The organism is Acidovorax sp. GW835-FHT14B10, from assembly GCF_058793725.1.
The window spans coordinates 90,002-105,064 of sequence record NZ_JBXAGC010000015.1 but is presented as its reverse complement, the minus strand read 5'-3'; the positions used below and the strand labels follow the sequence as shown (position 1 = coordinate 105,064).

The 15,063-nt window shown below is 67.6% G+C and carries 13 protein-coding genes; 2 read left to right on the top strand and 11 right to left on the bottom strand.

The genetic code is table 11. The features are described from left to right. Positions 1–20: 20 nt before the first annotated feature. The 10 genes from nusA to AC1Q5S_RS13310 all read right to left on the bottom strand — a co-directional run bounded on the left by nusA (position 21) and on the right by AC1Q5S_RS13310 (position 12,716). Positions 21–1,505 carry a transcription termination factor NusA gene (gene nusA / locus AC1Q5S_RS13355; protein ID WP_492238998.1) on the bottom strand — a complete coding sequence of 495 codons (1,485 nt, stop codon included), beginning with the start codon at positions 1,503–1,505 and terminating at the stop codon, positions 21–23. Positions 1,506–1,582: 77 nt separating this feature from the next. Continuing rightward, complete coding sequence (rimP, locus tag AC1Q5S_RS13350; protein WP_303833324.1) at positions 1,583–2,176, bottom strand: ribosome maturation factor RimP; 594 nt, start codon at positions 2,174–2,176, stop codon at positions 1,583–1,585. A gap of 363 nt (positions 2,177–2,539) precedes the next feature. After that, a complete protein-coding gene (locus AC1Q5S_RS13345) occupies positions 2,540–5,971 on the bottom strand; it encodes a DEAD/DEAH box helicase (protein ID WP_492238997.1) in 3,432 nt (1,143 codons plus the stop codon). Between the two features lie 123 nt (positions 5,972–6,094). Beyond that, positions 6,095–6,481: a thioredoxin family protein gene (locus AC1Q5S_RS13340; RefSeq protein WP_303833323.1), complete on the bottom strand. Its 387-nt coding sequence runs from the start codon at positions 6,479–6,481 to the stop codon at positions 6,095–6,097. A gap of 14 nt (positions 6,482–6,495) precedes the next feature. Next, positions 6,496–7,857, bottom strand: coding sequence for a cytochrome c (locus AC1Q5S_RS13335; RefSeq protein ID WP_492238996.1), 1,362 nt, complete (start codon positions 7,855–7,857; stop codon positions 6,496–6,498). Between the two features lie 12 nt (positions 7,858–7,869). Next, positions 7,870–8,640, bottom strand: a complete 771-nt coding sequence (locus AC1Q5S_RS13330) for a c-type cytochrome (RefSeq protein ID WP_303833321.1) — start codon at positions 8,638–8,640, stop codon at positions 7,870–7,872. Positions 8,641–8,734: 94 nt separating this feature from the next. Next, entirely contained in the window at positions 8,735–9,313 is a 579-nt protein-coding gene (locus tag AC1Q5S_RS13325) for an acetate and sugar kinases/Hsc70/actin family protein (RefSeq protein WP_303833320.1), read from the bottom strand. Between the two features lie 65 nt (positions 9,314–9,378). After that, positions 9,379–9,915 (bottom strand): flavin reductase family protein, encoded by a 537-nt coding sequence (locus AC1Q5S_RS13320; protein ID WP_492238995.1) that lies wholly within the window; start codon positions 9,913–9,915, stop codon positions 9,379–9,381. 53 nt (positions 9,916–9,968) lie between these two features. Beyond that, the gene (locus AC1Q5S_RS13315; protein WP_303833318.1) at positions 9,969–11,441 is read right to left on the bottom strand and encodes an RNB domain-containing ribonuclease; all 1,473 of its coding nucleotides are present in this window, start codon (positions 11,439–11,441) and stop codon (positions 9,969–9,971) included. Positions 11,442–11,495: 54 nt separating this feature from the next. After that, positions 11,496–12,716 carry an MFS transporter gene (locus AC1Q5S_RS13310; protein ID WP_492238994.1) on the bottom strand — a complete coding sequence of 407 codons (1,221 nt, stop codon included), beginning with the start codon at positions 12,714–12,716 and terminating at the stop codon, positions 11,496–11,498. Between the two features lie 267 nt (positions 12,717–12,983). Here AC1Q5S_RS13310 and AC1Q5S_RS13305 point away from each other — a divergent pair, with 267 nt between their 5' ends. Both AC1Q5S_RS13305 and AC1Q5S_RS13300 read left to right on the top strand, forming a co-directional pair. Beyond that, positions 12,984–13,610, top strand: a complete 627-nt coding sequence (locus tag AC1Q5S_RS13305; protein WP_303833315.1) for a class I SAM-dependent methyltransferase — start codon at positions 12,984–12,986, stop codon at positions 13,608–13,610. A gap of 40 nt (positions 13,611–13,650) precedes the next feature. Continuing rightward, positions 13,651–13,884, top strand: a complete 234-nt coding sequence (locus AC1Q5S_RS13300; RefSeq protein ID WP_492238993.1) for a P-type ATPase actuator domain-containing protein — start codon at positions 13,651–13,653, stop codon at positions 13,882–13,884. A 157-nt stretch (positions 13,885–14,041) separates the two neighbouring features. Here the strand turns inward: AC1Q5S_RS13300 and AC1Q5S_RS13295 are convergent, their stop codons facing one another. Next, on the bottom strand, positions 14,042–15,010 hold the full coding sequence (locus AC1Q5S_RS13295) for a cation diffusion facilitator family transporter (protein ID WP_422205526.1): 969 nt from the start codon (positions 15,008–15,010) through the stop codon (positions 14,042–14,044). Between the last annotated feature and the right edge of the window lie 53 nt (positions 15,011–15,063).

Sequence of the window (15,063 nt, the reverse complement as noted above, 5' to 3'; positions counted from 1 at the left end):
TGGTTCGTGCCTCCCTGACCTTACTCTTGCCCTGCGAACCAGTGTTCGCGCGCCTTCATGATCAGGGCTTTGGCATCTTCTGCGGACTGTCCGGTCAGGTCGGTCAGTTCATCAATGGCCAGATCGGCCAAGTCGTCACGCGTGTGCACACCGTTTTCTGCCAGCTTGGCAATCAACTCGGGCGTGAGGCCTTCAAGGTCGCGCAGATCCTGCGAGACCTCGCCAACGCTTTCCTCGCGGACGATTTCCATGGTGAGCAGCGCATCCTTGGCGCGTGCACGCAATTCGTTCACCGTGTCTTCGTCGAAGCTTTCGATTTCCAGCATTTCCTGCAGCGGCACATAGGCCACTTCTTCCAGGCTGTTGAAACCTTCGGCGATCAGGATGTCGGCGATTTCCTCGTCCACATCGAGCTTTTCCATGAACAGGCGGCGGGCCGTGTCAGACTCGTTGGCCTGCTTCTGGGCCGACTCGGCGGCGTCCATGATGTTGATCTTCCAGCCGGTCAGATCGGAGGCCAGACGCACGTTCTGACCACCACGGCCAATGGCGATGGCGAGGTTTTCCTCGTCCACCACCACATCCATGGCGTGCTTTTCCTCATCGACCACGATGGAGGACACGTTGGCCGGGGCCAGCGCACCGATCACGAACTGGGCGGGGTCCTCGGACCACAGCACGATGTCCACGCGCTCGCCAGCGAGCTCGTTGGTCACGGCGTTGACGCGCGTGCCACGCACGCCGACGCAGGTGCCGATGGGGTCCACGCGCTTGTCGTGGCTCAGCACGGCAATCTTGGCACGCGAGCCGGGGTCCCGGGCGCAGGACTTGATCTCCAGCAGGCCCTGCTCGATCTCGGGCACTTCCTGGCGAAAGAGTTCGATCATGAATTCAGGGGCCGAGCGCGACAGGATGATGGGGGCACCGCGCAGGGTCAGGTCCACTTCCATGATCATGGCGCGCACGCGGTCACCGCTGCGCAGGTTTTCCTTGGGGATCATCTCGCCACGGCGCAGGCGGCCTTCCACACGGCCGGATTCGACAATGATGTCGCCCTTGTCCATGCGCTTGACGGTGCCGGTGAAGATGCGCTCGCCACGCGACATGAAGTCGTTGAGCAGCATCTCGCGCTCGGCGTCGCGGATCTTCTGCAGGATGACCTGCTTGGCGGCCATGGCGCCAATGCGGCCGATCGGCACCGACTCGACACCTTCTTCAATGTATTCCCCGACCTCGATGTCCGCAATGCGCTCCCTAGCGTCCATCAGCAGCTCCTCGGCTTCGGGGTTCTGCAGACCCGCCTCGTCCGGCACAACCAACCAGCGACGGAAAGTCTCATAGTTGCCGCTGTCGCGATCGACGGACACGCGAATGTCCACCTCGCCCTGGTACAGCTTCTTGGTAGCCTGGGCCAGGGCCGATTCCACGGCGCCCAAGACCACATCGCGCTCCACGTTCTTCTCGCGCGAAATGGCCTCAACCAACATCAACAATTCGCGATTCATGCGACGACTCTCCTGTTTCTATCACCCGCGGGCGGCAGCTGCCAACAGCGTCCACCCACTCCAAACCATCCAGCGACTCAGTCCGGTACCTGACCAGCCTTCGCCCCCCGCCCCTTGAAATCCACTATGGGCGCCAGCCGGGCATCCCGGAGTTCATCCAGCGCAAACCCCAGCGCCTGCAACGGGGCTGGGACACGTTTTTTGCTGATTTTCTGACCAGGCTTGGCAGCCGGCTCATCACTCCAGACGATCTGCCAGCCACCCGATTCGGCACGCTCCAGGGTGCCGCGAAATTTCTTGCGGGTGGCGTTGACCTGCCCGACTGCCGCAGCGCCGATGGGCGCTTTCAGGGTGAGGTCAATGACCGCGCCCTCAAAACGCACGAAATCCTGCTCATGGCGCAACGGACGATCGATACCGGGCGAGGAGACCTCCAGCCGCTTGTACTCGACACCATCCACCTCCAGCGCAAACTGCAGCTGGCGGGTGACCTTTTCACAGTCTTCAACCGTGACAAACTGATCCACCACGGGCTCGGGCGCATCGGCGGCCGGCTGCACCCAGGGCAAGTCGATGGTGACACGCAGCAAGCCACCGGCAGAGCGCTCAATCTCCACCAGGTCATACCCCAGACCCGTCACAATTTGTTCAACGACTTGCTGTAGTGCCACGTGTTCAGTTCAATCCCGGAAAAACAACACGACTTACGCAATGAGGAACAAGCCAATCGCCCGCCCCATGGAAGCACCCTGGGCGCATCCTTGTTTGCGTAAGTCCAAAACAAAAAACCCGATAACCCCCGGAGACCCTCCCCCGACAGCTTCGAGCTCCAAAAGCATTCGACCAAAAAAAACGGGCGGTAGGTACCCGCCCGTTTGGTCGTGAGATTCATATTGTAGCGCGTAAAGCATTGATTTGCAAAGACGAATCGGGGCAAAACTGTTGCCTGCGATTCGCCCCAGCCTGCGCATGCCAACCGCTCTCGGTTTTTCCGTAAAAAATGTGCTCAGTGCAAGCACAAGCAGCGCGGGCAGCTATGACAGTGATAGCGGTTGCAGCAACTCCGCCAGGTCGGTCTCGGTGAACAGCGGCTCCCTGCGCGCCGCAGACCCGCTGTAGAGGCTACCCGCCAGCTGGGCCTTGCGTTCCTGCAGCGCCAAGATCCGCTCCTCAATGGTGCCCTGCGCCACCAACTTGATCACCCACACGCTCTGCGTCTGGCCGATGCGGTGGGCGCGGTCGGTGGCCTGGGCTTCAACGGCCGGGTTCCACCAGGGGTCGAAGTGGATCACCGTGTCGGCCTGCGGCAGGTTCAGCCCCACCCCGCCCGCCTTGAGGCTGATCAGGAACAACGGCACCTGCCCGCTGGTGAACTGCTCGATGATCGCATCGCGCCGCTGGCTCTGCCCCGTGAGCTTGACCCAGGGCAGCTTGCGCTTTTTCAGCTCGACCTCGATCAGCGTGAGCATGCTGGTGAATTGCGAGAACAGCAAAATGCGCCGCCCCTCGGCCAGCATTTCAGGCAACAAGGCCATCAGCTGCTCCAGCTTGGCCGAGGCCTTGACCTTCCTGGCGGCATCCAGCGGCAGCAGCTGCGGGTCGCAGCAGACCTGGCGCAGCTTGAGCAGCGCATCGAGGATGGTGATCTGCGATCGGGCCAGCCCCTTGGACTGCAAGGCTTCACGCACGGTTTTTTCCATGCCCAGGCGGATGGTTTCGTACAGGTCGGCCTGCGCACCGGCCAGTTCCACCGGCATCACGGTCTCGATCTTCGGCGGCAACTCGCCGGCCACCAGCGCCTTGGTGCGGCGCAGCAGGAACGGTGTGATGCGCGCACGCAGCTGTGCCATGCGGGCGCTGTCGCCCAGTTTTTCAATGGGATTGCGAAACAGCTCCCTGAAGCGCTGCTGGCTGCCCAGAAAACCGGGCATCAGAAAGTGAAACAGGCTCCAGACCTCGCCGAGGTGGTTTTCCAGGGGCGTGCCGGACAGGCACAGCCGGTGCCGCGCATTCAACTGGCTGACCACCTGCGCGGCATGCGTGCTGGCATTCTTGATGTTCTGGGCCTCGTCGAGCACCACCAGGTGCCATGGTTGTGCCAGCCAGCGCTCGCGGTCGCGCTGGAGCAGCGAATACGGGACGATGACCAGATCGTGCCCGGCCGCCGCATGGGCCATCCCATGCCGGCCCGCGCCGTGCAGCACCAGGCTGCGCAGGCCCGGGCAAAACCGCGCCGCCTCGCGCTGCCAGTTGCCCAGGAGGCTCACGGGCGCAATGATGAGCGCGGGGTGCGTCAGGCGCCCCGCCTCTTTTTCCACCTGGATATGCGCCAGGGCCTGCAAGGTTTTGCCCAGGCCCATGTCGTCGGCCAGCACACCGGCCAGGCCGTGGGCACGCAGGAACTGCAGCCAGTTCAGGCCCTGCTGCTGGTAGGGCCGCAGCGTGGCGTGCACGCTGGCGGGCAATGGGACTTCGGGCAACGCCTTGGCCCCCCGCAGCTGCATCACCATGGCGCGCAGGGTGTCCGCCCCCTCCCACACCGCGCCCTCGCCCAGCGCGGCACTGGTGCGCAGGGCGTCCATGCGCGCAAGCCTGAGGTGGCCGCCATTGAAATCATGGGCCCGGTCACCCACCAGGTCGAGCAGCGCAGCCAGCCAGGGCCGCAGCGCATCGGTGGGCAGGCGCACAAAACCGGTCCCCGCCTGCGCCGGCAGATACACATGCGACGGCAGCTGGGGCAGGCCGGTGGCGGGGTCCGGCGGCTGGGTCGCAGCAGCCGCAATCAGGTCGGGCAGCCACGGCAGGATGTTGTGGCGCACCCCATCGATCTCCATGCCCAGCGACAGCGCAAACCAGGGCGAGGTGGCCTCCTCCTCGCCTTCGGGCTGCAGCGCCACATCCAGCGTGTCGGCGTGCCTGATCCAGCCGTTCAGCGCCGCATCCCATGTGACTGCGAAGCCCGCGCCACGCAGCACCCCGAAACCGTTGTCGGCCCAGTGCATCCAGTCGTGCTGCGGGCGTTCGCCGGGGATGCCGAACAGGCCGTCGTCGGTGGCCAGCAGGCCCAGGGCCATCAGCCGCTCGATGGCGCCGAGCTCGGCCCTGGGATCGCGCTGCAGCAGCACCTGGCCGCCGTCCTCCGCTGCCACCAGCACGTCCAGCGCCTGCCCGGCCCACCAGCCCACATGGCCCTGGTAGTCGAACCGCAGCCGGGCGGTGATGAGGCCCAGGTCTGGTACTTCACCCGCAGGCACGGGCGCCAGGTGCAGGCGCGCCACGGGCGCGATGCCCTGCACGCGGGTGAGCGGGGCCAGCACCGGCGGCAACGGCAGCACACCGCCCAGGCGGCTGGCAACCTCGGCCCGGTGCTTTTGCAGCGCTGCGGCGTCCAGCGCCGGTGCCTTGAGCAGCAGGGCCAGCTGGGCGGCGCTCAGGCCATCGGCCTGCACCGTGCCACACACACCCTGGGCGGCATCGAGGTACAGCGGGGGGCTGTTGCCGCACAGCGTGGCCGAAGCGCCTGGCAGAGTGGCGCCCAGGACCCAGGTGCTTTCGCCCCCGGCGGCAGGCGTGGCCTCGCGCCATGCCCAGGTGATGGGCAAAGGGTCACCCCAGCGCAGCGGGGCGCCCACGGTGGAGCCCCCCGCGTCGGCAAACAGGCGGCCGGTGCCGGCCGCCTGCTGCAGCGCCAGCACACCCACAGTCCCTTCCAGCACCGCCATTGGCGCTGCGCTGTAGGCCGAGTAGTAACCCATGCCGCGCGGCATGGCGCGCAGCAGTTGCAGCACCTGGCGGTCGGCTTCGCTGGCGCTGTCATACACCGCCTGCCCCGGGCCCGGCTGGGTGCGGATCTGTCGGGGCTTGGCCCAGCCGCCGGTGACCTTGGGGTAGGACACCACCGCCTCCAGCTGCATCTGCGGCAGGGTTTTCGAGGCCGCGCGCGGCAACCCCACGGTGGAGGCCAGGTACAGGTATTGTTCGGGCCGATCCGGTCGGGTGCCCGGGAGGGACGAGACAGGTTCGCCTGCGGCACGGTCCCAGTCCTGCAACCAGCGCACCAGCCGCGCATCGGCCTCGGCGCGTGCAGTGGCCTGCCTGCGCTCCTGCAGCGCTTTCAGGGCATCGACGGCTGGGGCAGACGTCTGCATGGACGCCGGATGTACGTGCGCAGCCTGCAGAGTCAACGCGATGGCGTGCTTGCAATCCACGCCCACGGGGCAGGTGCAGTCTCCTGACCACTGCTTGACCTGCCCATTGGGCGCCATGGCCAGCTCTGCCGACACCTGATAAGGCATGGACAGGCTGCCCTGCACCTCGCCCTCGATCCGCCAGCGCCCCTCCCCATCGGCTTCGATGTCGATGCGGACCACCTCCGCCCGGCCGTAGAGATCCATGCCACGCGACCAGGCGCCCTTGTCGCACCGGGCCTGCAGCGATGGGAGGTGGAACCACGGGGAGCACGCCATAGGAAATATCAAGCAAAAACTGCCTCTAGCGCTTTCAACATCAGCGCTGACAGCGATGAAACAGGAATAAAAGATCCGCACTGGTGGGCCCGCAAGAGCCCCGGTCGCCCCAGATTCCGGCCACTAGGCGCTGCGCGCTGCGCGCACACGCTCGAACACCGCCTGTGCTTCAGCGCCTGCCCCGCCTCCTGGTGTGGCGGCCTGCAGGCTGGCCAGCAGGCGCGCCAGCACGGGGGCCTGCGGCAGCAGCGGGCCCAGGAAGCGCGCCGTGGCGCCATCGGCGATCAGCAAGGTGGGAAAGGTCTCCACATCCAGGTCCCCGGCCAGCTCGGCCTCGTCCTCGATGTCCACCCACTCAAAGCGCATTTGCGGGTGCGCTCTGGCCAGTTCGTCGAACAAGGGCCGGTAGTCGCGGCAGGTCCCGCACCAGTTGGCGCACAGGCACACCGCCCACCAGCCGCAGCCAGGGGCCACGGGGGGGGATTCGGGCAACGCGGCCGGGCTGTGCATCGGGGGGTTCTCCTTCAAGACCCGCGCCGCTCCCGGGCACGGTAGACGCCGATGGTACCCACTGCGCCGGCCTGGTTGCCCCAGGCATTGCGCACAAAGGTGCTCACGGCCGCCACATCCTCGTCGCCCAGCACCTGCATGAAGGGCGGCATGCCATGCGGGCGCGGGTTGCCCGCCGTGGCCGGCAGATAGCCGCCCTGCAGTACCACGCGGACCAGATTGGTGGGGTCTTGCAGCACCACGGCGCGGTTGCCCGCCAGGGCCGGGAAGGCCCCCGGCTGGCCCTCGCCCCTGTCGCCATGGCACTGCGCGCAGTGCTGCTCGTACACCTTGCCCCCGCGTGCGAGCGTGGCGGCCGACGGCCTGGCAACCGCCGCGGCAGTGGGGGCCTGCTGCGGCAGCGCCCGCAGGTACACGGCGATCGCCTGCGCATCGGCATCGCTCAGGTACTGGGTGCTGCGAAACACCACCTCGGCCATGGGCCCGGTGACAGAGCCCTGCGGCGCCACGCCGGTTTTCAACAGAGCCACCACATCTTCGACAGGCCACTGCGCCACGCCCGCCTCGGCGGCGGCATTGAGGGCCGGGGCATACCAGTTCTGCACCGGAATCAGCCCCCCGCTGAAGGCCTGCGCCTGGCTGCTGGCGCCCAGCGCATTGCGCGGCGTGTGGCAGGCGGCGCAATGGCCCAGGCCGTTGACCAGATAGGCGCCCCGGTTGTACTCGGCACTTTGCGTGGATTCATGCGGTGGCGCACCGGGTACAAGGCTTGGCCCCCACGCTCCGCCGCTTCGCGGGTCGCTGCCCCCCGAGGTGGCCGCTTTTTTACCTTGGGGCGGCCCGGCGGTAAAAAACAGCGCCCGCCACACGCCCAGCGCGGCCTGGGTGTTGTAGGGAAAGCGCAGCGCATGCGGCCGGTTGGCCTGCTCCACGGCGGGCAGGCTTTGCAGATAGGCGTAGATGGCGTCGGAATCCTCGCGCGTCACCTGCGTGTAGCTGGTATAGGGAAACGCCGGGTACAGCAGGCGCCCGTCCTTGGAGCGGCCGTTGTGCAGCGCGCGCCAGAACTCGGCGGCCGACCAGAGGCCAATGCCGGTGGCCTTGTCGGGCGTGAGGTTGGAGGTGTGGATGACGCCAAATGGCGTATCGATGCCACGCCCACCCGCATAGGGTGCGCCGCCCTGCACGGTGTGGCAGGCCATGCAGTTGCCGGCGCGGGCCAGGTATGCGCCGCGCGCCACCCGCTCGGGCGTGCTTTGCAGGGTTTCACCGGTGGTCAACGGCGCTTCGCCGCGCAAATTCAGCGCCACCACGGCGGCGGCGCCCAGGCCCAGGGCCGCCATGGTGGAAGAGATCGTCCAGAGGATGCGTTTCATGCCATGCCCCCTTCAGCGCGCCGCCGCGCCAACCACCGGCACGCCATCCACCCCACCGCAGCGCACGGGCATCGGCCCTGCCAGCCGCTCGGCCGCCTTGCCGCCCCCGGGCACCGGCTGGGCCGCCAGCCAGGCCGATACGGCACTCACCTCCTCGGGCGAAAGCTGGCGCGCAATGGCGGCCATGCAATCGGGTGCCTGGGCGCGGCGCTGGCCGGTTTGCCAGGCCCCGAGCTGGCTGTTGAGGTAGTCGCGCGGCAGACCCAGCAAGCCGGGAATCGACGGGCTGAGCCCCGTCATCGCCGGGCCGTGGCACTGCACGCAGGCAGGCAGCTGGCGCGCCGCATCGCCCTGCTGCACCAGCAGGCGCCCGCGCTCCAGCACCTGCGGCGCAGCCTGGGGCGCGGGGGGCGGCGCATGGGGCACCTCCAGCGCGGCGAAATGGGTGGCGATCTCGCGCAGATAGCCGTCCGTGAGGTGCTCGATGAGGTAGGCCATCTGCGGGTAGCTGCGCCGCCCATCCCGGAAGTTGATCAGCTGGTTGTAGAGATAGCCCTCCGGCTTGCCCGCAATGCGCGGAAAGTAGCCGTCTTGCGTGGCGCGGCCTTGCTTGCCATGGCAGGTGGTGCAGGCCAGCACGCGGGGCGCCATGGCGCTGGCATTTGTGGCAGGGGTTTCGGGCGCAGCGCCGGCTGGCGCGGCAGCGAGGGCACATGCGCCCAGGGTGGCTCCCCACAGTAACGACAACAGGGTGCGCAGGGGGCGGCGCGGGCAATTCATCATGGGCAGACTCTGGCGGAAACAAAAGGAACACATACGGGCGTGCAACTCTACCCCGGCCACCAGACCCCATGGATCGAAAGACCCCGGGCCGCCATCACGGCACCACGGTGACCGCCCCAAACCGCAGGTGGTGCATGAACTCGCGCAGGATCAGCAGCGCGGCGGCGAAATCGGTGCCTTGCGGCAAACCCTCGCGCACGGCCGGGCGGCCTTCGGCCACGGCGGCCAGGCGCTCGAACACACGTTCCATGGCATCGAGCGGCATCGCCATGCGCTCACCCGGCGCCAGCCCTGCCAGCAGGGCCACCTCGCGCACCGGCGCATCGGCGCACAGCAAGGCCGTGCCTGGCGCCAGCACCGGTACCGCGCGGATCACCTCGTCCTCGACGGTGGCGATGGCGTGTTCCATCTCCAGCGGCGTGGGCGGGCTGCGCTTGAAAAATTGCCGCGCCGTCTTGTGCGCGCCAATGTCCAGCACCAGCCACGCGGAGGCCTCGTCGCCCTGCCCGGTGGCAATGGCCGTGTGTTCGGCGCCGATGTGCAGCACCGTGATGGCCACTTGCGGGCCGGCGTGGGCCCGCAGGTCATGGAAACGGGTGCGGATATCGATTTCGGCAGCCGCCGCCGCTGCGCCGGGGGCGGCGGAAGGATGAATGGGTGACGGTTCGTTCATGGAGGTTCCTTGCGCTGAATGCACCAGTGTGGCGGATGACCGCAGTGGACCAAAGGCGGACCTGGCTATTTCATTGTGAACGGCAGCCGGATCGTTTCGCCCGCCACCATGAAGGCGCCCCAGCCCCGGTGGTGCAGCGTGCGCGGGTCCTTGCAGGCCAGATCGGCCCAGGCCTGGACCACTTCCAGCACAAAGAAGCTGTAGCGGTTCACCAGGCGCGTGTCCACGACCTTGCATTCGAGGTGGGCATGGCACTCGGCAATCAGCGGCGCGGCCACCAGCGAGGCGGGCTCGGGCGTCAGGCCGAACGCCGTGAACTTGTCCACGCTGCGGCCCGAGCTGTTGCCGCAGGCCACCACCTTCTGCGCAAGCTCCACGGCGGGGATGTTCAGCACGCACTCGCGCGTGGTTTTGAGGGCCGTGAAGCTGAAATCGCGGCTGCTGACCACGCAGCCCACCAGCGGCGGCTCGAACTCCATCATGGTGTGCCAGGACATGGCCATGGCGTTGATGCGCCCCTTGTGCGCCGTGCTCAGCAGCAGCACCGGGCCGGGTTCGAGCAGCCCATACACCCTGGACAGGGGAAAGGATCGCTTGGCCATGGTGAAGTCTCCTGCTGGGGGCACGGACGCTGGCGCCGGATGGGCACCGAACTTCAGCGCGCCTGCTCGAAATCGATGAAACCGCGCTCCACGTTGGCGCTGGTCAGCTTCACGCGGATCTTCTGCCCCACCTCCAGGTTGAACTCGCCCGCCACCAGCAGACCCTCGGCCGGCGGCGTGAAGATGCGCACCCAGGTGGCGCTGTCGGTGCGGCCCGTGACGATGGCGTCAAATTTCTGGCCGATCATCCCCTGCAGGAACAGCGCTGCCTCGGATTTGCGCACGCTGCGCTCCACCTTCTGCGCCGCGTCTTCCTGGTGGGTGCAATGCTCGGCCAGCGTGGCCAGTTCGGCCAGGCCATAGGGCGGGCGCTCGCCCGACAGCAACGCCTTGACCATGCGCAGGCTGACGAGATCGGGGTAACGGCGGTTGGGCGCCGTGGAATGCGTGTAGTCGCGCACCGCCAGGCCGAAGTGGCCGATGGGCTCGCCCCGGGCATGCTCGACCACATACTCGCCCGACCCCATCAGCTTGATGATGACCAGCGACAGATCGGGAAAGCGCAGCGGATCGGCCTGGCGCTGGCGCGCCAGAAAACCCTCCAGCGCACGCGAATCGGGTGTTTTGGGCAACGCCTCGCCGTATTTGCTGGCCACTTCCACGATGCGCAGCCAGCGCTCGGGCGAGCGCACCACCCGCCGCAAGGCGGCGCCGCCGTGCTGCGCCAGAAACCGGGCCGTGCAGGTGTTGGTGGCGATCATGAACTCTTCGATGAGCTGGCGCGCCCGGTTCTGCTCCTGCTGGCGGATGTCCACCACGCGGTCGCCGTCGAACACGGCGCGGGGCTGGAAGGTTTCCAGGTCCAGCGAGCCCTGCTGGCGCCGGCGCGCGCGCATGCGCTGGGCCACCGTGTCCTGGGTGCGCAGCTGCGCGTCCATGCCGGGCACGGCGCGCGCGGCCTCGGGCAGGTCGCCCTCGCCCTCGATCCATGCGGCCACGGCGTCGTAGGCCAGCTGGGCATGGTTGCGCACCCGCGCCCGGTGCACGGTGGAATGGGTGACCGCGCCTTCGGCATCCACCACCATTTCGGTCACGATGGCGAGGCGCTCCTGCCCCGGGTTCAGCGACGTCAGGTCGGTGGACAGGCGCTCGGGCAGCATCGGAAACACCCGCGCCGAGGTATAGACCGACGTGGTGTTGGTGTGCGCATGCTGGTCGATGGCCGAGTTCTTCTGGACCAGGGCGTCCACATCGGCCACCGCCACAAAGATCTTCACGGCGCCATTGCCCAAGGGGCCGCAGGCCGTGAGCTGGTCGAGGTCGAGCGAGTCATCGTTGTCGATCGAGCACCAGGGCAGTGCCGTGAGGTCGCGGATGCGCGGGTCGTCATCCTGCCCGGCGGCCGCGATGGTCTGCAGTTGCTGCAGGGCGCGCGGCGGAAACTCGGGCTCCAGGCCGCGCTCCTTCATGGCATCGATGGCAATGCGCACCAGGTCGCTGCGGTGAAAGGTGTGTTTTTTCTCCATGGCTCCAATGTAAGTTGTCGCGGAAAGATGCGGTGCGCGGGCGCCCAGTGGTGCTCAGTGGCGCCCGGCTGCGGCAGGCCGAAGCACCCCCAACACCACCATGGCCGCCACCGACAGCACGGCAGCCAACCCGAAGGCCAGCCCCGGCGCCACCGCCCACAGTGCACCCGCCACCAGCGATGCGGGCAGATACAGGCCCCCCGTCACAAAGTTGTAGACGCCCATGGCGGTGGCGCGGCGCTCGGGTTCCAGATCGGCGATGAAGGCCTTGCTTTGCGAATCCTCGATGGCATAGAACACGCCGTACAGGCAGAAGATGCCCACCATTTCCCAGCGGCTGTCCGCCAGCACCAGCCACAGGTTGAGGGCCGCATACAGCGCATAGCCCAGCAGCACGATGCGGCGGCGCCCCACCCGGTCGCCCAACCTTCCCGCCAGCGGCGCGGCCACCACGCAAACAGCATTGAACAGCGCATACAGCAGCACCACGTCGGTCATGCCAAAGCCCACGCTGTGGGCCCGGAGCAAAACAAAGCCAAGGCTGAAGTACGCCAGGGCAAACACCCCCGCCGGCAGCAGAAAGCGCTTGAACGCCGGGCTGAGCTGCTGCCAGTTCTCGCGCACGCTCTCGCGCGCATGGGGCTGGCCGCGCTGGTCGGGGATGCGCGTGAGCACCACCACGCTGACCACCGCCGGCACGAACGCCACCAGGAACAACAGGCTGTAGGTGCTGGCCGATTCGCCCAGCCATTGGAGCAGGCCATAGGCCACCAGCGGACCCAGCACCGCACCCGCCTTGTCGAGCGCCTTGTGCACGCCAAACGCATAGCCGCGCGATGCTGTGGCCGCCATCGATGACAGCCAGGCATCGCGCGGCGGGCCGCGAAAGCCCTTGCCCAGCCGCTCGATGACCCGAAAGACCGCCAGCCCCGCGATCGACGACGACACCAGCAGGATCATCTTGGCCAGCGTGGAAAAGCCGTAGCCCGCCAGGGCAAACCACTTGCGCCGGCCGCTGCGGTCCGACAGCCAGCCGGCCAGGTAATTGAGCGACGAGGCCGAAAAATCGGCCAGGCCCTCGATCAGCCCCAGCAACGCCGTCGAGGCGCCGGCCACGGTGGTGAAGAAGACGGCAAACACCGAGAAGATCATCTCGGAGCTCAGGTCGGTGAGAAAACTCACCAGGCCCAGCTTGAGCACGTCCGGGTGCAGCCGGGCACGGAGGGCGCCGGCACGGACCGGGTTGGCGGGCGATTCGGCGGGGGGCTGGCTCATGGCGTTGGCTCCGGTTTCCTGACCGGCTGATTGTGCTGCGCCCAGGAGGCCCATTCCCCGCAGACCTGCGAGCAGATCAAATACTATCAATTCAACAGCTATCAGCGCTTTACGCAAGAGCGCCAAAGGCCATTTTCACTACAAAACCACCTCCTACGCAGGGCAAAATTGCGGCCTGTGGCGCCATCGGCCCACCATCACCGTGAACGACAACGGCAAGCGACCCGCCTGTTCGTTCCGACCCACCGATTGCACAAGGCATCCACCATGACCGCAACGCCCTTCCCCGACGCCGCTGCCACCTGGAACCAGCGCTACGCGAGCGACCCCCACCTGTTTGGCCAGGAGCCCAACGACTACCTGCGTGCCCAGGCCCACCATCTCGCGCCCGGTGGCCGCGTGCTGTGCGTGGCCGATGGCGACGGGCGCAACAGCGTCTGGCTGGCGCGCCAGGGCCTGCAGGTGGACGCGTTCGACATCTCGGACGTGGGCGTGGGCCGGGCGCGGGAAATGGCCGCAGCAGCCCAGGTCACCGTGCACTACAGCGTGGCCGATTGCGACCAGTGGCCCTGGCCCACTGCCGGCTACGACGCCGTGGTGGCCATCTTTGTGCAGTTTGCCGACCCCGCCATGCGCGCGCGCCTGTTCGCCCACATGGTGGCAGCGCTCAGGCCCGGTGGCGTGCTGGTGCTGCAGGGCTATACGCCCCGGCAACTGGAATACAAGACCGGTGGGCCGCCCATCCTGTCGCACCTGTACACGCCGGAGATGATCCGCTCGGCCTTCACCGGCCTGGAGATCATCGAGCTGCGCGACTATGAGGCGGTGCTGAGCGAGGGCACCCAGCACAGCGGCCCGTCCGCCCTGCTGGGGCTGGTGGCGCGCAAGCCCTGATCTGCTGCCGGGCAGCGCGCCCAAATCCACGCTGGCCATCGTGCGCGACGTGGTGCGCGGCGAACTGCGGGTGCTGCACGAGGGCGACCGCATCGCCACTGACGCCCTGCTGATCGAGGGCCTGCTCGAAACGGACGAATCCCTGCTCACCGGCGAAGCCGTGCCGATGGCCAAACTGCCCGCAGGACCGGACGAGCAAACCTTTGCAAGCATGGCGCAGCCGGCCGCCAGCGCCATGCCGCCCCAAGCAAGGCCAGCACGATTTCGACTTTGATTTCCTTGGCCTGGTGGCGCTGGCCGACCCGCCACGCCCCGAAGTGCCCGCCGCCCTGGCCGAATGCCGGCGCACGGATCGAAGCCTGGTGCGGCCCCGCCTGCCCGGGCCGGGTGGACGCTGACTCCGGCCCGCCCTGCGCCCCAGCAAAGAGCGCCTACGGCGCCACGGCGCTGCCGCGCACCAAAGGCGAGGCGTGGTCCCGATCGGGCCGGCGCCACGGGTCCACATGGGTCATGAGGTTGAGCACGCGGTGGCGCTGCAGCACGCGCTGGCGCGCCTGCACGGCGATGTCGTGGCCGGCTTCCACGGTGAGCGCGGCGTCCACCTCCAGGTGGGCATCGACCACGATCATGTCGCCCATCTTGCGCGTGCGCACGTCGTGCACGCCGCTCACGCCGGGGGTGCCGAGCAGCGTCTGGCGGATGGCCTGCACCTCCTGCTCGTCCACCGAACGGTCCATCAGGTCGTGCAGCGCATCCCAGCCAAACTCCCAGCCCATCTTGCCCACCATGAAGCCGACGATGAGCGCGGCAATCGGGTCCAGGATGGGATAGCCGGCCAGGTTGCCGGCAATGCCGATGCCCACCACCAGCGACGAGGCCGCATCCGAGCGCGCGTGCCAGGCATTGGCCACCAGCATGCTGGATTTGACGCGCTTGGCCACGGCCAGCATGTAGCGAAACAGCAGCTCCTTGCCTAACAGCGCAGCACCGGCCACCCACAGGGCCACCCTATGCACCTGCGGCACCGTTTGCGGGTTCTCCAGCTTGACCACCGCCGACCACACCATGCCCACGCCCACCGCCAGCAGCAGCAGGCCCAGCACCAGCGAGGCCGCCGTCTCGAAGCGGTGGTGGCCGTAGGGGTGGCCCTCGTCGGCATCCTTTTTGGCATGGTGGCTGGCGAACAGCACCACGAAATCGGCCACCAGATCGGACAGCGAGTGGATGCCATCGGCGATCAGGCCCTGCGACTTGGCCAGCACGCCCACCACGATCTGGATGGTGGACAGCACCAGGTTGACGCCCACGCTCACCCAGGTGCTGCGCGATGCGGCGGCAGCGCGCTCCTGGGGCGTGTGCACGGTGTCTTCGGTATCGCTGTCAAGGTCGCTGAATTGCATGGCCATGGGTCTGTGAAGGTGGTGCGCACGCGCGCCCTGCAGGGGATTCTGCC

Bases quoted from the DNA above. Each gene is read 5' to 3' on its own strand.
- nusA (WP_492238998.1), bottom strand. From the start codon at position 1,505: ATGAATCGCGAATTGTTGATGTTGGTTGAGGCCATTTCGCGCGAGAAG.
- AC1Q5S_RS13345 (WP_492238997.1), bottom strand. From the start codon at position 5,971: ATGGCGTGCTCCCCGTGGTTCCACCTCCCATCGCTGCAGGCCCGGTGC.
- AC1Q5S_RS13340 (WP_303833323.1), bottom strand. From the start codon at position 6,481: ATGCACAGCCCGGCCGCGTTGCCCGAATCCCCCCCCGTGGCCCCTGGC.
- AC1Q5S_RS13335 (WP_492238996.1), bottom strand. From the start codon at position 7,857: ATGAAACGCATCCTCTGGACGATCTCTTCCACCATGGCGGCCCTGGGC.
- AC1Q5S_RS13330 (WP_303833321.1), bottom strand. From the start codon at position 8,640: ATGATGAATTGCCCGCGCCGCCCCCTGCGCACCCTGTTGTCGTTACTG.
- AC1Q5S_RS13325 (WP_303833320.1), bottom strand. From the start codon at position 9,313: ATGAACGAACCGTCACCCATTCATCCTTCCGCCGCCCCCGGCGCAGCG.
- AC1Q5S_RS13320 (WP_492238995.1), bottom strand. From the start codon at position 9,915: ATGGCCAAGCGATCCTTTCCCCTGTCCAGGGTGTATGGGCTGCTCGAA.
- AC1Q5S_RS13315 (WP_303833318.1), bottom strand. From the start codon at position 11,441: ATGGAGAAAAAACACACCTTTCACCGCAGCGACCTGGTGCGCATTGCC.
- AC1Q5S_RS13310 (WP_492238994.1), bottom strand. From the start codon at position 12,716: ATGAGCCAGCCCCCCGCCGAATCGCCCGCCAACCCGGTCCGTGCCGGC.
- AC1Q5S_RS13305 (WP_303833315.1), top strand. From the start codon at position 12,984: ATGACCGCAACGCCCTTCCCCGACGCCGCTGCCACCTGGAACCAGCGC.
- AC1Q5S_RS13295 (WP_422205526.1), bottom strand. From the start codon at position 15,010: ATGCAATTCAGCGACCTTGACAGCGATACCGAAGACACCGTGCACACG.